Here is a 19014-nt window from a genome sequence, read left to right on the forward strand (position 1 = left end):
CTTCTGTCTAATTCCTGATACCTATTCAAGCAATCCAATTCCTAAACGAATTGCCCTTTCTACAGGAGAATAACCAACATCAGAATCTGAAATAGACAATTCCCCTCTCAACAGCAAAGGTGGTTGTGCCATAAACTTAGGGGTACTTCCGTGATGCGGTTGGGCTGAATGGACCAAGAAAGGATGACATAGGTACACTGTCCCAGCTTTGCCGGTTGCAAATGCTTCTTTTCTTTTTGGGAGCTCTTCTAGCTTCTCCGCAAGTTCCATAAAAGAAAGCCCTAAATCCCCTTCTTCAGACAACAACTTGGCAACATCTCTATGAGAACCCTCATAAATGACAGTGGGGGCATCATTTTCGCAGACATCGGAATACAAAACCAGCATCAATAACGCCCGTCCTTTTGATTTGATATTGACACGCCACTCCAGAAAATTATTCGGGTCATTACCCGGAAAACTTGCGTCTACATGTTGACCCGTGTCCTTAGGCTGTTGGTTAGATGGAAATCTGACAGGAAATGTTCCTACATTTCTGCAAGGAATCCATTTGTCCTTTCCAATTAACTGGTTAAAAGCAATAAGCAGCTTTGGAGTGTTTACTGAATTGACAAAAGGTTCGTCTGTGTACATTCCCAAACGGATTACGGGTTCAACCCAGGTTAAAGGGTCTGACCTGTCACAAGGGAGGTCATTCCATAGAATCTCTAAAACAGCATCTGCAGTTTCCCTGGAAAATGAATTGTCAAGGCGAACAAAACCGTAATGGATAAAATGCGCTATTTCCTTTTTACTTAGTATATCGGCCATAATTTTTTTTTGATAAACCATTCCCCAGACAAAATCAGGTTCAGTCGTCCAATGGGCTGGTTATTAATAAAATGAATGAATAGTAGAAAAGTACGCTTTGTATGAAAAAAAGCGCATTGCTTAAAGAACTAAGCTTGAAAAGGATATTATAGCATTACCGTCATTCTCATAGAGACAAAGTTAAAAAGTATCTCTATAACCCGCAAAACTTAGGGCGGCCCGCTATACGGATAATTCCCATATACATTTTGTCCACCTAAAAGAAGGAAAATAAATTGTGAAACCGAAAAGTTGCATATATATTTGCAACTGATTGGTTTCTTAAAAACAGAATGAAATGAGAAGAGATATATTTCAAGCCATAGCCGACCCAACCAGAAGGGCGATCATTGCACTCGTTGCATTGCATGCAATGACACCTAATGCCATTGCCGAACACTTCGACACAACCCGGCAGGCAGTTTCCAAACATCTGCGCATTTTGACAGAGTGCGAACTGGTTAAACAGGAGCCCAAAGGCAGAGAAATTTATTATCAGCTTGAAATAGACAAAATGAAAGAAATAGATCAATGGCTGGAACAGTTCCGGAAAATTTGGGAAACCCGTTTCAACCAACTTGACAGCTTATTGACTACAATTAAAAAATAGATGAAATCGAGCATGACACAGGCGTCACACACTGGGATGATTATAATGCATGCGAGATTCCACGGGACCATAAAAATTCAACAATAAACACATGAAATGAATCCGACATTAGCATTTGATTTTAAAGTCAACATAGAGAACAAAACCATTCACATCACGCGTGAATTTGCTGCGGACCCTGAATTGGTCTGGAAAGCATGGACTACCGCCGGACTGCTTGACCAATGGTGCGCGCCAAACCCGTACAGGACAGAAACAAAAACGCTGGATTTCCGAGAAGGTGGTTTTTGGCATTACGCATTGGTAAGCCCAGAAGGGGAGAAACATTGGAGTCGGTATGATTATAAAAAAATTGAACCTCATAAAAGCATTACAGAATTAAGGGCATTCAGCGATGAAGAGGGGAGGGTCAGCCCGGATTTCGCACGTACCGAATGCACCGTGGTTTTCAGCGAAATCCCGGTTGCCATAGGAAGCAAAACGCGCATAACGATAACTGAAAAATACGGAAGCCCTGAAATGTTTGAAAAAATGGCGACAGACAGCCACAGAAAAGGCTTTTCATCTCATCTTAAAAATTTAGACAAGTTATTGCTGACAATAAATAATAAATAAAATGAATCCTACATTGGCATTTGACTTTATAGTCAACAAAGAAAACAAAACCATCCACATCACACGCGAATTTGCCGCCGACCTTGAACTGGTATGGAAAGCATGGACAACAGCTGAGCTGCTCGACCAATGGTGGGGCCCGCAGCCGTGGAAAGCTGAAACCAAGACCATGGATTTCCGTGAAGGTGGCTTTTGGCTCTACGCCATGGTAAGCCCCGAAGGAGAAAAACATTGGAGCAAGTCCAACTTTCTGGCTATCAAGAAAGAAAGCTCTTTTACAATGAAAGGTGGGTTTTGCGATGAAAGCGGCACGATAAATCCTGCGTTTCCCCAAAACTTATGGGAGAATAACTTTACCCCTAAGGATAATAAAGTGCGAGTAGATATGCTGCTGACTTACGATACACTTGACGATCTTGAGAAAGAAATCGAGATGGGCTTCAAAGAAGGTATGACCATAGATTTCCAGCAATTGGACAAATTATTACGGACCTTTTCAGCGTAAAAAAGCTTTCCTAGTGCCAAGCTGGAAGGAACAGTGTAATTGCAAAATTGAAGAAGATAGAAGTAAGCAGGAAGTACGTTAATAATCAAACAGATGGCTAAAGAGCAGCTAAAATTCTGGTCTCCGGTAGAATTGTTGGAGTTTCTTCCCAGAGATGAGGCCTTGATAACTGACGTGTTACGTGAGATAACGATAGAAACGCTAAACGGCTATGGAAAGGAGAAACTGTCCTACAATGTTCCGTTCTTTTATGGCAACAAATCTATTTGCCTGATATTTCCCGCTTCCATTCCCCGAAGTGGTATAAAAAACGGTGTCTTGTTCGGCTTTTGGTATGGAAATCGTCTAAAAGATGAAAGCAACTATCTGACACATGGAACGAACAAACAGATCTTCTACAAGGTTTATCAGTCGGTTGAAGAAATTGATATCCCAGCTTTAACCGGGCTGATAAAAGAAGCAGTTGAACTGGATAAAAGGTTGTGTAAGAAATAGAACCAAAAACAGGAGTTGTAATTGTCACAGCAGAACATCTGTTTTGGGCTAGCAAATGCGGCAGTAGGGTTGTTGGCCGATTCCCCCGGATTGTCAGGTATCCAAAAAGGTATCTCAAGTGGTTGGTGGGAAAAATACCATTTTCACACCAACGTATAGCAGCATAGTGTATCAGAACAAACGGGAATAGCTGGAGCAGTTAACGCAATTTCAGGAAATATTTTCTAGGCCCACCCGTTGTATAACAATAACTAATTTATCTCTTAGAGCGAGATGAACACGGTAAAATCCATGTATAAATCCAAGAAAAGTGGTGGGGAAAAAGTGCGTAACGTTCATATTGATGGTATTGATAAGCTCAATTGCATGTGGGCAGCAGGTAGATAAAAACGGATTCCGGGGTGCGGGAGGCAGTGTCGCCTTCGGTGTAGGTTTTATGGATTTTACTTCACTCAACTCAGATTTGAAAGCCCTGGACATGCCTGTCTTTAACAAAACCCAGAGGAGTCTGGATGTCGGATTAACCGGTGGAGCGTTTATTAAACGATTTTACCTAGGAGGGAGTGGTTCATTACAACTCGGTGCTTCGGCCTCTGATACGCATTATGAATTGAAATACACGGGTGGTTATGGGATGCTGAAGGCAGGTTATACACTCATTGACAGGAGTCCGGTTATAGTCTATCCAACTATTGGTTTTGGGGGAGGGGGACAAAATCTTCGGATTGAACCGAAAAACAGTCCTGACGGAAACCTGCCCACAATGGATAATAACTTACATGTGGGTTACATGCTGATAGATTTTGGCATCAATGCCGATTTAATTTCCCTGGATAAGGATGACGGAGGACAACTGGTTTTGGGACTTTCTCTGGGCTACAAATGGAAGCCCTGGGTAGGAGGATGGGAGTTTGATGGACAGCATCTCCAAGCTTTTGATAAATTTTATGCAAATGGTTTATATGTTAAATTAAATCTTGGATGGGGTACTTTTAATTTTTGATGAACAATTTACAAAATCCATATATCCGCTAGTTTTCTCGGAAAAATCAACCTGTGGCTTTTTCAATAAGCCTAGGTCTGATAAGGCAATTGGATCTAAATGTATTAAGGGTATGTAACCCAGAAATCAAGTAGGACTGCATTCATCCAGTTTAAATTTAAAATCCTGTTTTATAGGTAAACGCGGTCTCACTTAGTTTAATCCTGGATTTCTTTAGTTGCCGCCGGATAGAATACCAATCTCCAGACACCTTGTTTTTTATAATATATCTGGGTAACAATTTGTATTGTAACAAAGAAAAACAGATTCAATACAGTGTTTAACACCGGTACAATATCAACGGGTAGCATGTATGCTATCAGCAAAACGATGCCCGCATTTATAAGCATGCTACCTCCCCAGATGATGGTGGATACTCTCCATACCCGACGAAATCCTGCTTGCCCGGCCCACAGTGATTCCAAATGTTCCCTGGAGATTTTGATTCTTTGTAACATATAGGAGGCTAGGGTGAAGACCAACGGCTTTTTAAATGCCAATGAAACCAAAAAAACACTTCCGATGAAGGCAATGAAAAACCCTGCTTTGGCCAGCATGAACCTTGCACTTCCTGTGATAAAAGCCATGGTGACACTCATTGCCAGGATACCTAGCATTAACAATCCCAATAAATCAGTTTTACCCTTTTTTATAAAGCGATAAACCTGAAAGCCAAGGATCGGTAAAGCACCGATCAGCAGTGAGTGAAATGCATTGAGCCCGATAAATCGAAGTCCATAAAAAAAAGCAAGCGGATAGATGATGCTAAAAGCCAATGGGATGGACAACTCTCGAAGAAGTCCCCATATTCGGTTATTTGTAGTATTTGTATGTATATCAACCCTAGGGTTCTCCTCTTTTTTAGTTTCCATAGGTTTTGGTTTTTAATCATTGCCTTTTATGTACTTATCTTAATAAGTAAAATTAGTTAATGAATTAAAGCTTATATTAAGATGCTACAACAGTGCCAAGCCCGTAGTAATGAGTCGGGTTTTTCCATTATAGTGGACACTATGCCTTGATGGTTTGTAGATGTTATGAGCTACTAATCTCATGTGAATCTGCCGGCCTTAGGCATCCGTTTCTATCTTGTAGATCAGATCCAATACTGGTAGTATATAGGAACCATCGATGTGATACACCCAAGTCTGCCCCATCTTTGTTAACGGTAAAAACGCAATTTTTATTTCCTTCTTCCTGTGCCCTCTGTGTTTAATGATGCTTTTAATTGGATCGATTTCATATGATTATAATTTGTCTTTTAAGGGCCATATGGAATCTCGCATGGTGAATAATCATCCCAGTGTGTGACGTATTCGTCATGCTCGATTTCATATGCTGTTTCACAAACTGTAGTAAAAGCTGATTTCCTGGGGAGTATCTATCCAATCAAATTTATGGCGCAGTAGAATTTCAATACCTATAATTTCCTACCCATTTTTAACTTGGGCTAAATTTTCTTTTACCTTGCTCTCAATTGAATTAAGGACGATGGATCAAAAGTGTCCATAGTTCGTATATACCAAGACGGATCTCACGCAAGGTTAATAAGGAGATCGAAAAATTAATGGAGATGAATTCTAATCGGATCAGGTCAATGACCATTTTTGAAACTTTTCAGCAGTTCACCGAAATTTCCCCAAAATCCTTAAATGACCTGCAGCAGCTGATTGTTGAAGAAAAATATTCGAAAGGAGAACACCTGCTCCGGTTTGGGGAATATGACAAAGATTTTTTTTTTATCGTTGAAGGGTCCGCCCGGGCATATTATTTACGGGATGGCACGGATATAACTGATTATTTTGCGTTGGATGGACAATTTATAGGCGGACTTGAAAGTTTGTTTCAAGCAGAACCTGCACTTAAGGCCATTGAACTTACCGAAGATTCTGTAGTGCAATCTTTCAATTACGTTGAATTTGAAAAGGTATGTACAAAACATCACGAATTAGAGCGCTTGGGGCGAAAATTAGTAACCCATCTTTTCATACTGGCCCAGCAGGTGGTAGAAGACTTACGCTTCTTGTCCGCTGCGCAACGGTATGAACAGCTACAGATTAGACACCCTGGTATTTTAAACCGGGTTCCTCTTAAACATATTGCCAGTTATCTTAATATTTCTATTGTAAGTCTAAGCAGAATAAGAAGCGGGAAGCAATAGGTACTTGGTAATAGTGGTATTGTGAATTTGCCGTTGTAAACTTCTGATTTTAACATATGTAAATTTTTAGGTCTCATATCCTGGCTATTTTTGAGACTTAATTTCTTGCAATAAGATCATGAAAATAGGAATCCAAGGAACCTGTATTACAGGCACATCACTTGCCTATTGGCTATATCATTTTGGCCATGAGCCTGTATTGGTTGAGCAATCACCTGAATTACGAAAAGGTGGGTATTTAATCGGTTTTATGGGGTATTGGCAATGATATAGCTGAAAAGATGGGATTATTATCAGAACCTAAAAAGCGCGGATATCCTATTGAAAAAATCCTTTTGAAAGACAACGCAGGAAAGACCCAGTCAAGTTTTGATGTGGATATTTTCAGAGATGGCTAACTACCGTCATTTAAGCATTGAAAGGTCTGAACTTGCTGCTGCGATTTTTGAAAAGGATAGATAATATACTCCAACTGAAACTGCTCCTTAGGATTTTGAGGAAGGCAGAAAGTATAACAGACAATCAACTATCCTTAGGAGGCAACACAAGCATCTACCCTCAAAATAAAATAACAACCATCCCTTACACGCACAAACTTTATTAAATGGACTTATACGGACAAAAAAGCAAAAGCATTCCACAGAAAATAGTCATCCATTTTATTGAAATCCTGTTGCTGGGCTTATCCTACTGGATTTTATTTCAAAATGGAGGTAATTGGGTTGAAGAACATTTAGGCATCAGTAATGCGGGTACCTCTATGGACAGAAGGATTATTATTTTTGTATTTCATACCGTTATTTTCCTTCGCCTAGCCTATATGATGATTTTTTTGTTGAAAAGAAGGATTCCCTGGGAAGAAAGTTTGAGTGTTCCTATGGCTTTTGCCCTTTATTTCATCGGATTTTCATTGTTTGTATTACCTGTCTCAAAACCGGTTGACCTCGCCGATTATTTCGCAATTGCAATGTTTATTTTGGGGTGTGTCCTTAACACAGGCGGAGAAATTCTGAGAGGCCAATGGAAAAAAAGACCTGAAAATAAGGGGAAAATATACACCAGGGGATTTTTTGCCTATTCCCGGCATATAAACTATTTTGGTGATCTGGTCTGGGCAAGTGCCTATGCTATACTGACAGGAAATAGTTGGTCTGTAACAATTCCTATCTTCTTATTTTGCTTTTTCGCCTTTTACAATGCTCCAAAACTTGACAACTATTTAAAAGAAAAATATGGCGTCGATTATGAGCGATATGCCCGAAAAACCAAAATGCTAATACCCTTTATCTATTAACGTCAAGCCAAATCCGGTTTTGAAAGCTGCTTAGTGAACCTGAATATTATACGGGATACTACACCTGTTGATAAATCAAATCTTCCGAAACTATGCATTTATATGTTCAGGTAAAATTCCTTGAAAGCCAGTTTAGTTGATCTCTTGTTAAACAGCGAAAATTTCTAAGGTAATATATAGATTTTTACAAAGGGAATTGAAGTATCATAAGTCCTGAAATCTGTATACCCACATCTTTCCAAAATCCCTTTCATATAGCCAGCTTTTTTATAAGCTATAAAATTGTCATAATGGTCTGAAAACCGCTGGTCTAGCCACAGCACCATTTTTTGCTTAAATGTTTCCGGGTGGGTCAGCGCACAGATGATCGTGCGCTGTGATAGCTCTTCCAGTTTCTTTACAAGATACACTGCTTCAGGTACAGGAATCACATGAAAAAACAGACTGGCTATAGCAAAATCATACCTCTGATCATCTTCATAGTGCTCTCCAAGTTCCCTGCATATAAATTCTATATTCGTACTACCCGCACTTTCTTTTTGTTTCCTTGCATAATCAATTAGCTTTTTGGATTTATCAATGCCCAACCCGTAACTTATTTTTCCGGAAAGTCTCTGCAACAGCGCCCCATTTCCGCAACCCCATTCAATTACTTTGCTGCCCGGGACTACAAAGTCACTAAGTTGCTCCCAAACAGAAGTCAGGTTGTCTTTAGCTTTTAAATGCATTGTATTATTGATTTAACAGGGATTTACTGCGATCCGTAAAAGCTTTTGATAATCCCCGTGTTGCTTGCCCACTTTTTTGCATAGCTTCAAACCTCGATAAGTGTTTATTTTAAAATACTTATAATCATTGGTTTATAAGGGGTTTCAATCGTATTTTTTTTCACCAATCCAACCCATACCCATTATTCCTTTGTAAATCAGTCCTTCCATAAAAGAGACCTTAAAATCAGCTACAGAGGTGTTTTTCTCTATAATATCAGTCAAGGTTGAGAACGTGGTAAAATAGAAGGTATTTGCCAGCTTCCGGTTTGAAATAACTTTTTCTGAATTCACTTTTCAATTTGTTGAATCGATTCTTAGTACTGGGTTTGCCCAGTGTATTAACCTGATTAACAAAAAGTTGAGATATTGTATAAACGGGGCAAAAATGGACTTTTCCATTTTGTCCGGTCAAGTCAGGGCGGTAGGATTCAGACCTACTCCCCGAAAGTTGTGTTTAGTGATTTATCTCGTTAGCAGGACTTGGAAGAGATGACAGCCGGACACCTTATACCCATTTTGAACTTTTTTGATAGTTTGAAAATCAGGTGATTTGTATCAGTGATTGACCATCTTCATTGCCCCTTCGCTGTAGCGCTCACCGATTACGGGATATTGCTTGATCACATCGTTAATTGCTACAAGATCTGTACTTGTTAGGTTGACTTCAACCGCACCAACATTCTCTTGCAGGTATTTTCTTTTTTTTGTCCCTGGAATCGGTATGATATCATCGCCTTGTGCCAAAACCCAGGCCAGCGCAAGCTGTGCAGGTGTACAACCCTTGGTGCCTGCCAATGCTGCAAACTCCACTATCAGCTTATTGTTGTTGGTTATGTTTTCCTGCTGATAGCGTGGTAAAGTTCTCCTGAAATCGTCCTCAGCAAGGATATTTACGTTGAGCGTATTGGTGACCAATCCTCTTGCCAAAGGAGAATAAGGCACCAATGAGATGCCAAGTTCACGGGTAGTCTGCAATATCCCGTTCTCCACATCCCTTGTCAGTAGTGAGTATTCACTTTGTAGGGCGGCAATCGGGTGTACGGCATGTGCTTTTCTGATGGATGCCACTGAAGCCTCGCTTAGCCCGAGATAGCGCACTTTACCTTCTTTTACCAAATCGGACATTGCGCCAACAGTTTCCTCGATTGGAATGTTTGGGTCAACCCTGTGGGCATAGTAAAGATCGATGGTATCAATTTTCAACCGTTTTAGGCTCTGTTCAACGGCAACTTTTATCCAAGTCGGAGAACCGTCAAAATAAGTGCCCACAGCACTGCTTGGCCCGGCAACGCCGTCCTTAAAACGGAATCCGAATTTGGTTGCTATAAACAATTTGTTGCGGTTTGGTACCAATACCTTGGAAAGGAGTTCTTCATTGGCACCGTTGCCATACATATCGGCGGTGTCCCAAAAGTTGATACCAAGATCAAGGGCTTTTTCCAGTGTAGCTAAACTTTCTTTGTCGTCTGTGGGGCCATAAGCGAAGCTCATGCCCATGCACCCCAAGCCAAGCGCAGATAGCTGCTCGCCGGTTGTTCCAAGTTTTCTATATTTCATTGTTGTAGGATTTATTCCTCAAATGTAGATCTTGGACACAAAACCTGATTTATACTATTCAAACAGATTGTTATACTATTCACACTGCCGAGCGTAACAGGGTAGGCGCTAACCCGGTGTGCTTTTTAAAGAACAGCGTGAAATAGGATGGGTATTCAAATCCGAGGCTATAGGCAATATCGGAAATATTCCAGTCGGTATGCTGCAATAAAGCTTTGGCCTCTTTGATGATGCGGGCTGCAATATGGGCGGTTGTAGTCTTGCCGGTCACCTCTTTTACCGAGCGGTTAAGGTGATTGATATGTACGGATAGCGCGGTGGCGTAATCGGCAGGATTTTTCAGCTTTAGTGTCAAAGCAGGGGAATCAATAGGGAACTGCCTTTCCAGCAATTCAAGAAACAGTGCGCAAACCCTGGAAGAGGCGTTGGCATAGGAATGAAAATTTGAGGCCGGATTGTTCTTCATGGCCTCATGGATGAGCAGGTGCAGATAGCTGCGTAGAACATCATACTTATGCGGGTATGCAGAACACATCTCTGCCTGCATTTTTTGAAATATAGCCGATAGTTCGCCCAATTGTGCTTCATTGGGAAAGAAGATCGGGTTACAGCCGATCCTGAACAAGGGTGAATCACGAAGGTTGGTAACCCGCTCGCTATGTTGGATGAAATCTTCGGTAAACAGGCAGTACCAGCCTGATTGATGCCCGGATGCTGCTTCCCAGGAATAGGGTACTATAGGATTGGAGAAGAGTAGTGCCGGTCGGTCAATCTTTATCCATTTGTCGGCATAATAGATCTTGCCCTCGCCAATGATCAGGGAAACCTTGTAAAAATCCCGTCTGCTGTACGGACTGACCACTGCACAGGTCTCCCTGCTGAACACGTTGATGTGTCCCATGCCCGCATTGTCAAGCGGAACATCTTTCGGCGCATGGCTTGGGAGCCTACTATAAAAATCGCTAACACTCTCTGCTTGTTTCATTCAATAAATTTATAAAATTCAAACAAATTTTTATCGTTAACAAAACTGGCTTGTCATAATAATTTCTGGATAGGATGCTAGATTATCAAGAAGCGTGAGCTCATCGACATTATCCTAACCTGATGTCCTAATGTGTGACAACAGGTTAGGTAGAGGGGTTATTATTTCGTTAAATCCACGCATTTGTCATTTATGCTAGCCAGCGGCTCAACGCTCATGTAGGTTAAGCCACCTATGATATAGCTATAAAATGTCAAGATCTCGGGCTACATAGTAGCTGGGTACCAAGGGCCGGAAGCCAGTTCTGCTGCGCAGTTTGGAAATATCCTGCACGCCTTGAAACGGATCGTTGAGCGGTCCTTCTTTTTCGTCAAAAGTTTCTGCTGCCTTTCCGACAGAATCAGCAAGTTCATACAAAGTGATCGGGGCGTCGTCGGCCACGTTAAAGATCTCTCCGTCCAGTCCTTCGCTGGTGAGCAGCAGAATCAGTGCCTGGGCGACATCAAGGTGATGTACCATGTGCATGCGCGAGCCTGAGTGCATATTCAGGTTTTTAACGTATGGAATGATTTCGGCTATGTGCGGGTCTTTGTCGCCATAAACGAAGCCAAGGCGCAAGATACGGACATCGAACCCCTGGTTTTGCTGCATGGTTATCAATTCCCTTTCTGCGGCAATCTTGCTGGATGCGTAGGCACGGGGATCATTGATATCTACTTGTTCATCTTCCCGTGCAGGGCGGTGGTAGCCTGAGCCGTATACATTGGAGGTGCTGGTAAAAACAAAGCGTTTAACACCTGCTTCCTGTGCTGCCTTCGCCAGTGCTATACTTCCTTCGCGGTTGGTTTTGACAATGCCTTCGTTATCGGTAAAGGTACGGAACAGTGCGGCAAGGTGGATCACGGCATCCATACCGGCTGCAGCCGGTGGCAAGGTGGCCGGCTCATACAGATCGCCGGTAACGGCTCTTGCGCCGAGTTCAATCAGTTGGCTCGCCTTTGTCTTGTCCCTTACCAATATTGATACCTCAAAGCCTTTGGCTAACAGGCGCGGCACTAAGCGGCTACCTACTTTTCCTGTTGCTCCTGTTACTAAAATTTTCATAGTTGAATGATTTAATGTTACAGGGCAAAGTTGCGCCGAAAATGCAGGGGAAAACGAATCAGCATCAAACCAATAATTATGATTTTCAAACCTTTCGGAAGGTGTTGGGCGTGCTGCCGGTCAGACGCTTGAAATAGTTGTTAAAATAAGCGGGATACTTAAAACCAAGGGCATAGGCGATTTCGGCCACGCTCCAGTCACTATGTTGCAGTAGCGCTTTCGCTTCGGCGATGATCCGGCCTGCTATATGCGCAGAAGTGGACTTTCCGGTTGTTTCTTTGACAGATCGGTTCAAGTAATTCACGTGTACAGTAAGGTGGCTGGCATAGTCCTGCGGGCTGCGTAGGCGGAGCGGTTCGTCGGTGCGCTCAATGGGGAACTGCCTTTCGAGCAGATCTATAAACAGATGTGTAATTCGGCTTGCGCCATTCCTGAAGGTCAGGGTCTGCTTCGGGGGTTGTATTCGCAGGGCTTCGTGGGTGATGAGCGCTATGCAGTTTTTGATCAGATCGCCTTTATGTTGATAGTCGCCTTGGTAAACAGCCAGCATTTTCTCAAACAGGCCGGTCATAAAGCTGGCTTGTTCAGCATTCAGGGGTACGACCGGGCTATCGCCCGTCCGGAAAAGCGGCGAATCCTGTAGTTCGCGGCCGCTGAGGAAGGTTTCGGTAAAGATACAGGCATAGCCACCGGTGCGGTTGATGCGGCGGACAAGAGAATGCGTTACCCGCGGGTTGACGAAAAAAAGAACCGTTCCCTTGATGTCCAGCAGTTGGCCACCATAATTGATGGTCATGTCCCCGTTGACCAAGCCCATTTTATAAAAGTCACGTCGTCCAGCTCTGACCGGAACCTCTGTTGATGCAGGAATGGCGTGAACCTTAAAACCTTTTAGTCTTAGGTCGGCCAGGTTCAGTCCGGGTATTTCCGTGTTCTCTTGGTTTACCATGGGACAAAGTTAATAAAATCAATCTTCTACCACTTTCCACTTTCGCACATAAACTAGTGCCTGATTTCATTGCTGCTTCTTAACATTGCAATTGGCGGACGTGAGGCCGATATTTCGTCGATCGTAGTTCCCTGGGTATACATTTGCTGCCATAACGTCCCTTGCCCATTGAGTATATATCCATAATTATCCTTCCTTTCACCTGCAATCCGTGAAAACCCAGCAGGGTAAGCAACTGGCCTGTTCCCATTTTGATTTTATGCTAGCGCCTAAATCCCCATTTCCAACAAAAACACCCGGAGTCCGCTTGAGGGTATTGACGAAATCCTTAATTTGCTGTCAGCAGTAGTCCCGAAGCCTGTGGACATTGGTAATATAGACGAAATAGGGTAGGGGAATGCTGTAACCGCTAGTGTTGTGTGTTATCTCCGAAATCATAGCCTATGAATCCAATTACAATTTTGTTCTTTCTATTGAGCATAGTCTGTAGCACTTCTTGTAGCCCACCTAACAGAACGGTGAAGGTTGACATAATAAAGCTGGACAGCTTATTCACGGAACTTGAAAAACATAATCTGGGAATGGGCAGTCTTGCAATTTCCGTAAACGATCAAATTTCATATCAAAATAGCTTTGGATATGCTCAAGTGGAAGATAGTATTCAATCTTCCACAGAAACATTTTATCGAATTGGATCAGTAACCAAAATGTTTACCTCCGTTCTTGTCTTTCAGTTAATAGAAGAAGGGAAATTGAACCTTGATGACCGTGTGAACATATATTTTCCTGAAGTCCCGAATGCAAAACTCATAAGTGTAAAGAATCTATTAAATCATTCCAGTGGATTAAGTAATTATTCAGATGAACCCGATTTTCAAAAATGGAAATATGAAGCGAAAGCCAAGAAGGAATTACTAGATGTAATTGCAAAAACTAAACCTAATTTTGAGCCTGGTAGCCGGCATGAATATTCCAACTCTAATTTCTTATTGCTCAGTTTAATTCTGGAGAAAGTTTCCGGCAAGACCTATCAAAAGCTTCTAAACAACAGAATTCTTTCGCAAGTAGATCTGACAAAAACCTATTATGAGGCTTCTGCTGATACAGTTTCCCGAAAAAGTAGATCTTACAAATATGCCAATGGAAGTTGGAATTTACAGAGAGAAGATATCGCTGAGAATTATTTAGGGGCAGGGGTAATTGTGTCAACTCCTTCAGATTTATTGAAATTTATAGACGCTCTATTTGCCTTCAAATTGATGGAAGAAGGTAGTGTAAGGAAAATGATTTCCACTAATCAAGATTATGGATTGGGGATTTTTAAGTTTCAATTTGAATCTGACTTTGCTTACGGTCACGAAGGAAGAATAAATGAATACTATACCACACTAATTTATTTTCCGAACAGTAAGTTATCAATAGCCTATTGTACGAATGGAATCGGATATCCAAGAGATGACATCATTAAGGCGGTCTACCAAATTTCTAACGATCAGTATTACGAGCTCCCTAATTTTAGAGGCATTAGATCAAGTCAAGAGTCGCTGAATGAGTTCACTGGAAACTATGCTTCCAGCATTATGCCGATTGAAGTAACATGTGAAATTGAAAATGGAAGGCTGATTGTAGAAACTCAGGGAACTCCCTTTGAAACAACCAGGATAAGCGAGAATTACTTTGCTAATGAGCAATTTGGATACTTTTTTGAATTTCTGCCTGAAAAAGGAATTTTGTTAATTAAGGAAACTGATAATGTTTATGCCTTAAAGAAGAAATGAACAAAACACAACATCTGATAAGCGATCGGGCCGACAATGAAAAATAAAACTATAGTAGTTAAAAAAGCTATCAGGTAGGTTGGCAGGAAGGTGATTCTAAACCCCGTCTGCTTAAAGCCATACCGTTGTGCTTCATTAAATAAATGCGCAGACCAAAGTTTACTATCGAACAAATTATTGAGTTGATTAAGAAGTAAGAGCCAGCTTGCTAGGGCAGGTTGTTTTTTTGCTGACATGGCTGATATCTCTGGCAAGATGGGTTAAAGAATAAATGATCTTTGGTAACTTGGAGCATGCTTAAACTGATAGAATGCCCACGGGATGCTATGCAGGGAATCCCCGGATTTATAGATACCGCTATAAAAGCCGCGTATATCAATCAATTGTTGGAAGTGGGGTTTGATACCGTTGATTTTGGAAGTTTTGTGAGCCCAAAAGCCATTCCCCAGATGCGTGATACCGAGGAAGTATTGGGCTTGCTGGATTTACATGGTTCGAAATCTAAATTATTGGCAATTGTGGCCAACCTCCGCGGAGCGGAGGATGCCTGTCAATTTCCTGAAATAGATTACTTGGGTTTTCCGCTTTCAGTTTCGGAGACTTTCCAGAAGCGGAATACCAATGCAAGCATCAGACAAGCATTGAACACGGTGGAGGAGATACAGAATCTCTGTGAAGTAAAAGGTAAAGTCTTGGTGACCTACCTAAGCATGGGCTTTGGCAATCCCTATGGGGATCCTTATTCTCCGGAACTGGTGGCGGGATTGGTAGAAAAGCTGGATGGCCTGGGCGTGAAAATAATTTCGTTATCAGATACTATTGGTATCGCAGACGCCGGGTTGATAGGAAGTTTGCTGGGTTTACAGATCTCTGCTTTTCCCCATATAGAGTTCGGGGCGCATCTTCATAGCAGACCAGCGGATATTGCCACAAAAATAAGAGCTGGGGCAAAGGCAGGTTGCAGACGGTTTGACGGAGCGCTTAAAGGATTTGGAGGCTGCCCGATGGCAGACGATGAACTGGTAGGAAATATGGCAACAGAAGTGGTGATTGAGACGCTGGAATCCGCAGGATTTGATCTGGGAATCAATAAGCTGGAATTTGCTGAAGCTATGAAATTGGCGGGTTTTGTTTTTAATCCCTAGTTTTTAGCTGGTATAACTCCTGGGCCTGACCCGATTCTTTCGGGAAGGGCGTTAGTCCCTGTTAAACCAGTCTTAAAAATCCCTGTTCGACCGACTTTAAATACCAGAGAGAGCCAATGCCAGAAGATACCGTAGGCTTTATGAGCCTGATTTAGCATTGAATTCGTCCCGGATATTTATTAAAAAATCTTTGATTTCCTGGAGCTTTTGTACCGCCTGAACCTTATCAAATCCCTGCTCTTTCCCGGATTTTATTACTTCCTGCGCTCCCTGAAGGGTATATCCCTTTTCCTTTACCAGGTGGTAGATGTATTTGATCTTCTGGATATCAATCTTGGTGTAGCGGCGGTTGCCTTTTCTGTCCTTCTTGGGACGGATAATATCAAACTCACCTTCCCAGTATCTGATGAGCGATGGCGCAACCTTAAACATTTGCGCTACTTCCCCAATGGAATGATATTTTTTTTCTATTTCTCGTTCTTTGTACGGCACGGTAAAAATTGTCTTTGACTCTAAATTAATGAAAATGCAATAGTTTCTTCAACAAGAACTTTAACTCATTTCGAAAAAAACGATTATTTTATCGATTTAGTGTTTGAAGCAGCTGAACTGCTACAAGTCCTGCTGTTTCTGTACGCAGTCTTGCTTTGCCTAAAGATACGGGCTTGAATCCTAAATCAAGAGCTTTCTGGATTTCTATAGGATCAAAATCACCTTCTGGACCAATTAATACCAAATAGTTGGAATTTGCTTCAGCAAGGTCAAACAGATGATGGTCATGATGTTCATCCACGTAGGCAATGAATTTCTGATATCCCTCAAATTCCCCGGAATCCAGAATTTCATCTAGTTTGGTGACAGGATGAAGTTTTGGGATGTGGAATTTCAGACTTTGCTTGCAGGCAGAGATTATCTTTTTCTCCAACCGTTCAGTTTTAAGGTAACTTCTTTCCGAATTCATGGTTTCCAGGAGTGTGAGTTCATGAAAACCAATCTCTGTGATTTTCTCTGCCATCCATTCCATTCTATCAGGGCTCTTTGTAGGAGCTAGCGCCAGATGAATGTGAAAGCCTTCCTCAGGCACTTCTGTGGTTTGGATTACTTTCAGGCTTGATTTTTTAGGGTCCGCCTCAAGGATCACACACTCGAAAAGAGTTCCTTCTCCGTTTGTTACGAAGACATGATCTCCTTGTTTTTTGCGAAGCACCCTGCAGAGATGCCTGGATTCATCCGATTCAAGTGTGATTAGGGGAGGGGTTATGTTTTCCTGAAAAAAGAGCTGCATAGACAAATTAATAAAGACACAAAAAAAGCACATTTCCCGAGGAAATGTGCTTTAACCATATAAACCTTATAATTTCTATTATCCTTTGGAAACTTCCATACTGACACTTTTGCCCTTGATGGTGTTGTTCTTCATGCCATTGATCACCTGATCAGCATCTTTGGAAGGAACATCCACGAAGGAGAAGTTATCATATATATCGATTCCTCCGATGCTACGTCCCGGTACGCCGGTTTCACCTGCAATCGCACCTACGATATCATTTGGACGGATTCTGTCTTTTTTACCAAGATTCAGGAATAGACGGGTCATGTTTGCTTCACGGGCTCTTTCCGGTCTTTTACCTCCATCTCTTGAGCCACCGTCACGGGATCCGAATTCTCTTCTTCTCTCTCCGCCTCTTTCATTTCTTCCGCCTCTGTCGCCGCGCTCTCCTCTTTCAAATCTGCCGCCACGTTCGCCTCTTCCGCCGTCACGTCCACCTTCTCTTCTTCTGTCGCCACCGTAGGTGTCTATGCTAAAGTTCTGCTCGCTCATTTCTTTCACTGAGTCGCCCATTACGATTTTGATAAGACCTACAGCCACTTGATCAAGTGTGAGACCCTCTGCAAGCATCTGTCCTATAGTTGCTTCGAAAAGTTGGTTGTCCTCTTCTTTCTGAACTTGTTCTGTTACTTTTTGTATGAATTGAGCTTTCTTCAATTCGATCAATTCAGCCGCAGTAGGAGGGGACATCTTGGTGATGGTAGCTTTGGTATATCTTTCCAAATCCCTCATCTTGAAGCTGTCTCTTCTGCCGGTCACGAAGTTGATCGCTTTACCGTTTCTACCTGCACGGCCGGTACGACCGATTCTGTGTACGTAATATTCTTCGTCCAACGGAAGGTCGTAATTGAATACGGCCTCAACATTGTCTACGTCTATTCCTCTTGCTGCCACGTCAGTAGCAACCAAAACTTTGCAATGTCCCTTACGGAATTTACCCATTACTTTGTCACGCTGGGCCTGAGAAAGGTCACCATGAAGTGCGTCTGCAGCGATTCCTCTAGCGATCAAGCCTTCAGTTACTTCATCCACCATTCGCTTAGTATTACAGAATACCACACTTAGGTTGATGTTATGAACATTCATCAGACGGGCCATCAATTCCATTTTCAATGGATTTTTGACTTCGTAATACGTTTGTTCGATGTTTGATACAGTCAATTCCTTCTTGTCGATTTTTACAATCTCAGGATTTGTCTGGTATTTTCTGGTCAAATCCATTATAGGCTTGGCCATTGTAGCAGAGAAGAATACGGTTTGTCTTTCTTCTGGCATCTCCTGTAGGATAGCCTCGATATCATCTCTGAAGCCCATGTCCAGCATCTCATCAGCCTCATCCAAAACCAGAATGCCTACTGAGTCAAGCTTCAATGTGCCACGGTTGATGTGATCTTGCACACGGCCCGGAGTACCTACTACGATCTGAACGCCTTTGCGAAGAACCCTGATCTGACGATCGATAGACTCTCCACCATATATGGCTACAGAATTGATCTGTCTGTGGTATTTGGCAAGTTTCTGGATTTCTCCTTCTACCTGAACTGCAAGTTCGCGGGTAGGGCAAAGAATGATTGCCTGTGGCTTATTGAAATCAGCATCGACCAAATCGATGATGGGAATAGCAAAAGCTGCTGTTTTACCTGTACCGGTCTGAGCCTGTCCGATGACATCTCTTCCTTGTAGGATAAAAGGGATTGATTGTGATTGAATTGGGGAAGGTTGGGTATAGCCCATCTCTTCCACTGACTTAAGAATTTCCGCAGAAATCCCCAAGTCTGAGAACTTGAGTGTTTGATCCATGATGTTTCCTTAATTTCCCTGCCAT

21 protein-coding genes are annotated in these 19014 nt (G+C 42.2%); 10 read left to right on the plus strand and 11 right to left on the minus strand.

Annotated elements, in window-relative coordinates; translation table 11 throughout:
* Positions 1-21: 21 nt before the first annotated feature.
* Positions 22-810: a phytanoyl-CoA dioxygenase family protein gene (locus AS141_RS02680; RefSeq protein WP_057936212.1), complete on the minus strand. Its 789-nt coding sequence runs from the start codon at positions 808-810 to the stop codon at positions 22-24.
* Positions 811-1147: 337 nt separating this feature from the next.
* On the opposite strand from AS141_RS02680, the gene AS141_RS02685 reads away from it, so the two are divergent.
* From AS141_RS02685 to AS141_RS02705, 5 genes are all read left to right on the plus strand, one after another.
* The gene (locus tag AS141_RS02685; protein ID WP_057936066.1) at positions 1148-1459 is read left to right on the plus strand and encodes an ArsR/SmtB family transcription factor; all 312 of its coding nucleotides are present in this window, start codon (positions 1148-1150) and stop codon (positions 1457-1459) included.
* A 96-nt stretch (positions 1460-1555) separates the two neighbouring features.
* Positions 1556-2074 (plus strand): SRPBCC family protein, encoded by a 519-nt coding sequence (locus AS141_RS02690; RefSeq protein WP_057936067.1) that lies wholly within the window; start codon positions 1556-1558, stop codon positions 2072-2074.
* A gap of 1 nt (position 2075) precedes the next feature.
* Complete coding sequence (locus tag AS141_RS02695; RefSeq protein WP_057936068.1) at positions 2076-2579, plus strand: SRPBCC family protein; 504 nt, start codon at positions 2076-2078, stop codon at positions 2577-2579.
* A gap of 93 nt (positions 2580-2672) precedes the next feature.
* Complete coding sequence (locus AS141_RS02700; RefSeq protein ID WP_057936069.1) at positions 2673-3074, plus strand: DUF1801 domain-containing protein; 402 nt, start codon at positions 2673-2675, stop codon at positions 3072-3074.
* 343 nt (positions 3075-3417) lie between these two features.
* Positions 3418-4077: a hypothetical protein gene (locus AS141_RS02705; protein ID WP_057936070.1), complete on the plus strand. Its 660-nt coding sequence runs from the start codon at positions 3418-3420 to the stop codon at positions 4075-4077.
* 197 nt (positions 4078-4274) lie between these two features.
* Here the strand turns inward: AS141_RS02705 and AS141_RS02710 are convergent, their stop codons facing one another.
* Positions 4275-4988 carry a VC0807 family protein gene (locus AS141_RS02710; protein WP_057936071.1) on the minus strand — a complete coding sequence of 238 codons (714 nt, stop codon included), beginning with the start codon at positions 4986-4988 and terminating at the stop codon, positions 4275-4277.
* 701 nt (positions 4989-5689) lie between these two features.
* Here AS141_RS02710 and AS141_RS02715 point away from each other — a divergent pair.
* The 3 genes from AS141_RS02715 (at position 5690) to AS141_RS02720 (ending at position 7571) form a co-directional block, all read left to right on the plus strand.
* Positions 5690-6277 carry a Crp/Fnr family transcriptional regulator gene (locus AS141_RS02715; protein WP_198293478.1) on the plus strand — a complete coding sequence of 196 codons (588 nt, stop codon included), beginning with the start codon at positions 5690-5692 and terminating at the stop codon, positions 6275-6277.
* 118 nt (positions 6278-6395) lie between these two features.
* Positions 6396-6545: a hypothetical protein gene (locus tag AS141_RS26480; protein ID WP_157243369.1), complete on the plus strand. Its 150-nt coding sequence runs from the start codon at positions 6396-6398 to the stop codon at positions 6543-6545.
* A gap of 336 nt (positions 6546-6881) precedes the next feature.
* Positions 6882-7571 carry a DUF1295 domain-containing protein gene (locus AS141_RS02720; protein WP_057936073.1) on the plus strand — a complete coding sequence of 230 codons (690 nt, stop codon included), beginning with the start codon at positions 6882-6884 and terminating at the stop codon, positions 7569-7571.
* Between the two features lie 164 nt (positions 7572-7735).
* Here the strand turns inward: AS141_RS02720 and AS141_RS02725 are convergent, their stop codons facing one another.
* From AS141_RS02725 to AS141_RS02750, 6 genes are all read right to left on the minus strand, one after another.
* Positions 7736-8299 carry a class I SAM-dependent methyltransferase gene (locus AS141_RS02725; RefSeq protein ID WP_057936074.1) on the minus strand — a complete coding sequence of 188 codons (564 nt, stop codon included), beginning with the start codon at positions 8297-8299 and terminating at the stop codon, positions 7736-7738.
* A gap of 144 nt (positions 8300-8443) precedes the next feature.
* Positions 8444-8632 (minus strand): hypothetical protein, encoded by a 189-nt coding sequence (locus AS141_RS02730; protein ID WP_057936075.1) that lies wholly within the window; start codon positions 8630-8632, stop codon positions 8444-8446.
* A gap of 264 nt (positions 8633-8896) precedes the next feature.
* On the minus strand, positions 8897-9898 hold the full coding sequence (locus tag AS141_RS02735; RefSeq protein WP_057936076.1) for an aldo/keto reductase: 1002 nt from the start codon (positions 9896-9898) through the stop codon (positions 8897-8899).
* Between the two features lie 79 nt (positions 9899-9977).
* Positions 9978-10799: a helix-turn-helix domain-containing protein gene (locus AS141_RS02740; RefSeq protein ID WP_232424800.1), complete on the minus strand. Its 822-nt coding sequence runs from the start codon at positions 10797-10799 to the stop codon at positions 9978-9980.
* Between the two features lie 327 nt (positions 10800-11126).
* Positions 11127-11987 carry an NAD-dependent epimerase/dehydratase family protein gene (locus tag AS141_RS02745; protein ID WP_082632143.1) on the minus strand — a complete coding sequence of 287 codons (861 nt, stop codon included), beginning with the start codon at positions 11985-11987 and terminating at the stop codon, positions 11127-11129.
* Positions 11988-12072: 85 nt separating this feature from the next.
* Entirely contained in the window at positions 12073-12936 is an 864-nt protein-coding gene (locus AS141_RS02750; RefSeq protein ID WP_057936078.1) for a helix-turn-helix domain-containing protein, read from the minus strand.
* A 443-nt stretch (positions 12937-13379) separates the two neighbouring features.
* Between AS141_RS02750 and AS141_RS02755 the strand changes: the two genes are divergently transcribed.
* Entirely contained in the window at positions 13380-14714 is a 1335-nt protein-coding gene (locus AS141_RS02755; protein WP_082632144.1) for a serine hydrolase domain-containing protein, read from the plus strand.
* Between the two features lie 293 nt (positions 14715-15007).
* Entirely contained in the window at positions 15008-15859 is an 852-nt protein-coding gene (locus AS141_RS02765) for a hydroxymethylglutaryl-CoA lyase (protein WP_057936081.1), read from the plus strand.
* A gap of 138 nt (positions 15860-15997) precedes the next feature.
* On the opposite strand, the gene AS141_RS02770 is transcribed toward AS141_RS02765, so the two are convergent.
* The 3 genes from AS141_RS02770 to AS141_RS02780 form a co-directional block, all read right to left on the minus strand.
* A complete protein-coding gene (locus tag AS141_RS02770; RefSeq protein WP_057936082.1) occupies positions 15998-16351 on the minus strand; it encodes a MerR family transcriptional regulator in 354 nt (117 codons plus the stop codon).
* Between the two features lie 88 nt (positions 16352-16439).
* Positions 16440-17144: a 16S rRNA (uracil(1498)-N(3))-methyltransferase gene (locus AS141_RS02775; RefSeq protein ID WP_057936083.1), complete on the minus strand. Its 705-nt coding sequence runs from the start codon at positions 17142-17144 to the stop codon at positions 16440-16442.
* A 78-nt stretch (positions 17145-17222) separates the two neighbouring features.
* The gene (locus AS141_RS02780) at positions 17223-18989 is read right to left on the minus strand and encodes a DEAD/DEAH box helicase (protein WP_057936084.1); all 1767 of its coding nucleotides are present in this window, start codon (positions 18987-18989) and stop codon (positions 17223-17225) included.
* Positions 18990-19014 lie beyond the last annotated feature (25 nt).

The organism is Algoriphagus resistens, assembly GCF_001442615.1.
In the GTDB taxonomy this organism is placed as follows: domain Bacteria; phylum Bacteroidota; class Bacteroidia; order Cytophagales; family Cyclobacteriaceae; genus Algoriphagus; species Algoriphagus resistens.

Coding starts and splice junctions, on each gene's coding strand:
- AS141_RS02680 (WP_057936212.1), bottom strand. CDS start 810: ATGGCCGATATACTAAGTAAAAAGGAAATAGCGCATTTTATCCATTAC.
- AS141_RS02685 (WP_057936066.1), top strand. CDS start 1,148: ATGAGAAGAGATATATTTCAAGCCATAGCCGACCCAACCAGAAGGGCG.
- AS141_RS02690 (WP_057936067.1), top strand. CDS start 1,556: ATGAATCCGACATTAGCATTTGATTTTAAAGTCAACATAGAGAACAAA.
- AS141_RS02695 (WP_057936068.1), top strand. CDS start 2,076: ATGAATCCTACATTGGCATTTGACTTTATAGTCAACAAAGAAAACAAA.
- AS141_RS02700 (WP_057936069.1), top strand. CDS start 2,673: ATGGCTAAAGAGCAGCTAAAATTCTGGTCTCCGGTAGAATTGTTGGAG.
- AS141_RS02705 (WP_057936070.1), top strand. CDS start 3,418: ATGGTATTGATAAGCTCAATTGCATGTGGGCAGCAGGTAGATAAAAAC.
- AS141_RS02710 (WP_057936071.1), bottom strand. CDS start 4,988: ATGGAAACTAAAAAAGAGGAGAACCCTAGGGTTGATATACATACAAAT.
- AS141_RS02715 (WP_198293478.1), top strand. CDS start 5,690: ATGAATTCTAATCGGATCAGGTCAATGACCATTTTTGAAACTTTTCAG.
- AS141_RS26480 (WP_157243369.1), top strand. CDS start 6,396: ATGAAAATAGGAATCCAAGGAACCTGTATTACAGGCACATCACTTGCC.
- AS141_RS02720 (WP_057936073.1), top strand. CDS start 6,882: ATGGACTTATACGGACAAAAAAGCAAAAGCATTCCACAGAAAATAGTC.
- AS141_RS02725 (WP_057936074.1), bottom strand. CDS start 8,299: ATGCATTTAAAAGCTAAAGACAACCTGACTTCTGTTTGGGAGCAACTT.
- AS141_RS02735 (WP_057936076.1), bottom strand. CDS start 9,898: ATGAAATATAGAAAACTTGGAACAACCGGCGAGCAGCTATCTGCGCTT.
- AS141_RS02740 (WP_232424800.1), bottom strand. CDS start 10,799: ATGGGACACATCAACGTGTTCAGCAGGGAGACCTGTGCAGTGGTCAGT.
- AS141_RS02745 (WP_082632143.1), bottom strand. CDS start 11,987: ATGAAAATTTTAGTAACAGGAGCAACAGGAAAAGTAGGTAGCCGCTTA.
- AS141_RS02750 (WP_057936078.1), bottom strand. CDS start 12,936: ATGGTAAACCAAGAGAACACGGAAATACCCGGACTGAACCTGGCCGAC.
- AS141_RS02755 (WP_082632144.1), top strand. CDS start 13,380: ATGAATCCAATTACAATTTTGTTCTTTCTATTGAGCATAGTCTGTAGC.
- AS141_RS02765 (WP_057936081.1), top strand. CDS start 15,008: ATGCTTAAACTGATAGAATGCCCACGGGATGCTATGCAGGGAATCCCC.
- AS141_RS02775 (WP_057936083.1), bottom strand. CDS start 17,144: ATGCAGCTCTTTTTTCAGGAAAACATAACCCCTCCCCTAATCACACTT.
- AS141_RS02780 (WP_057936084.1), bottom strand. CDS start 18,989: ATGGATCAAACACTCAAGTTCTCAGACTTGGGGATTTCTGCGGAAATT.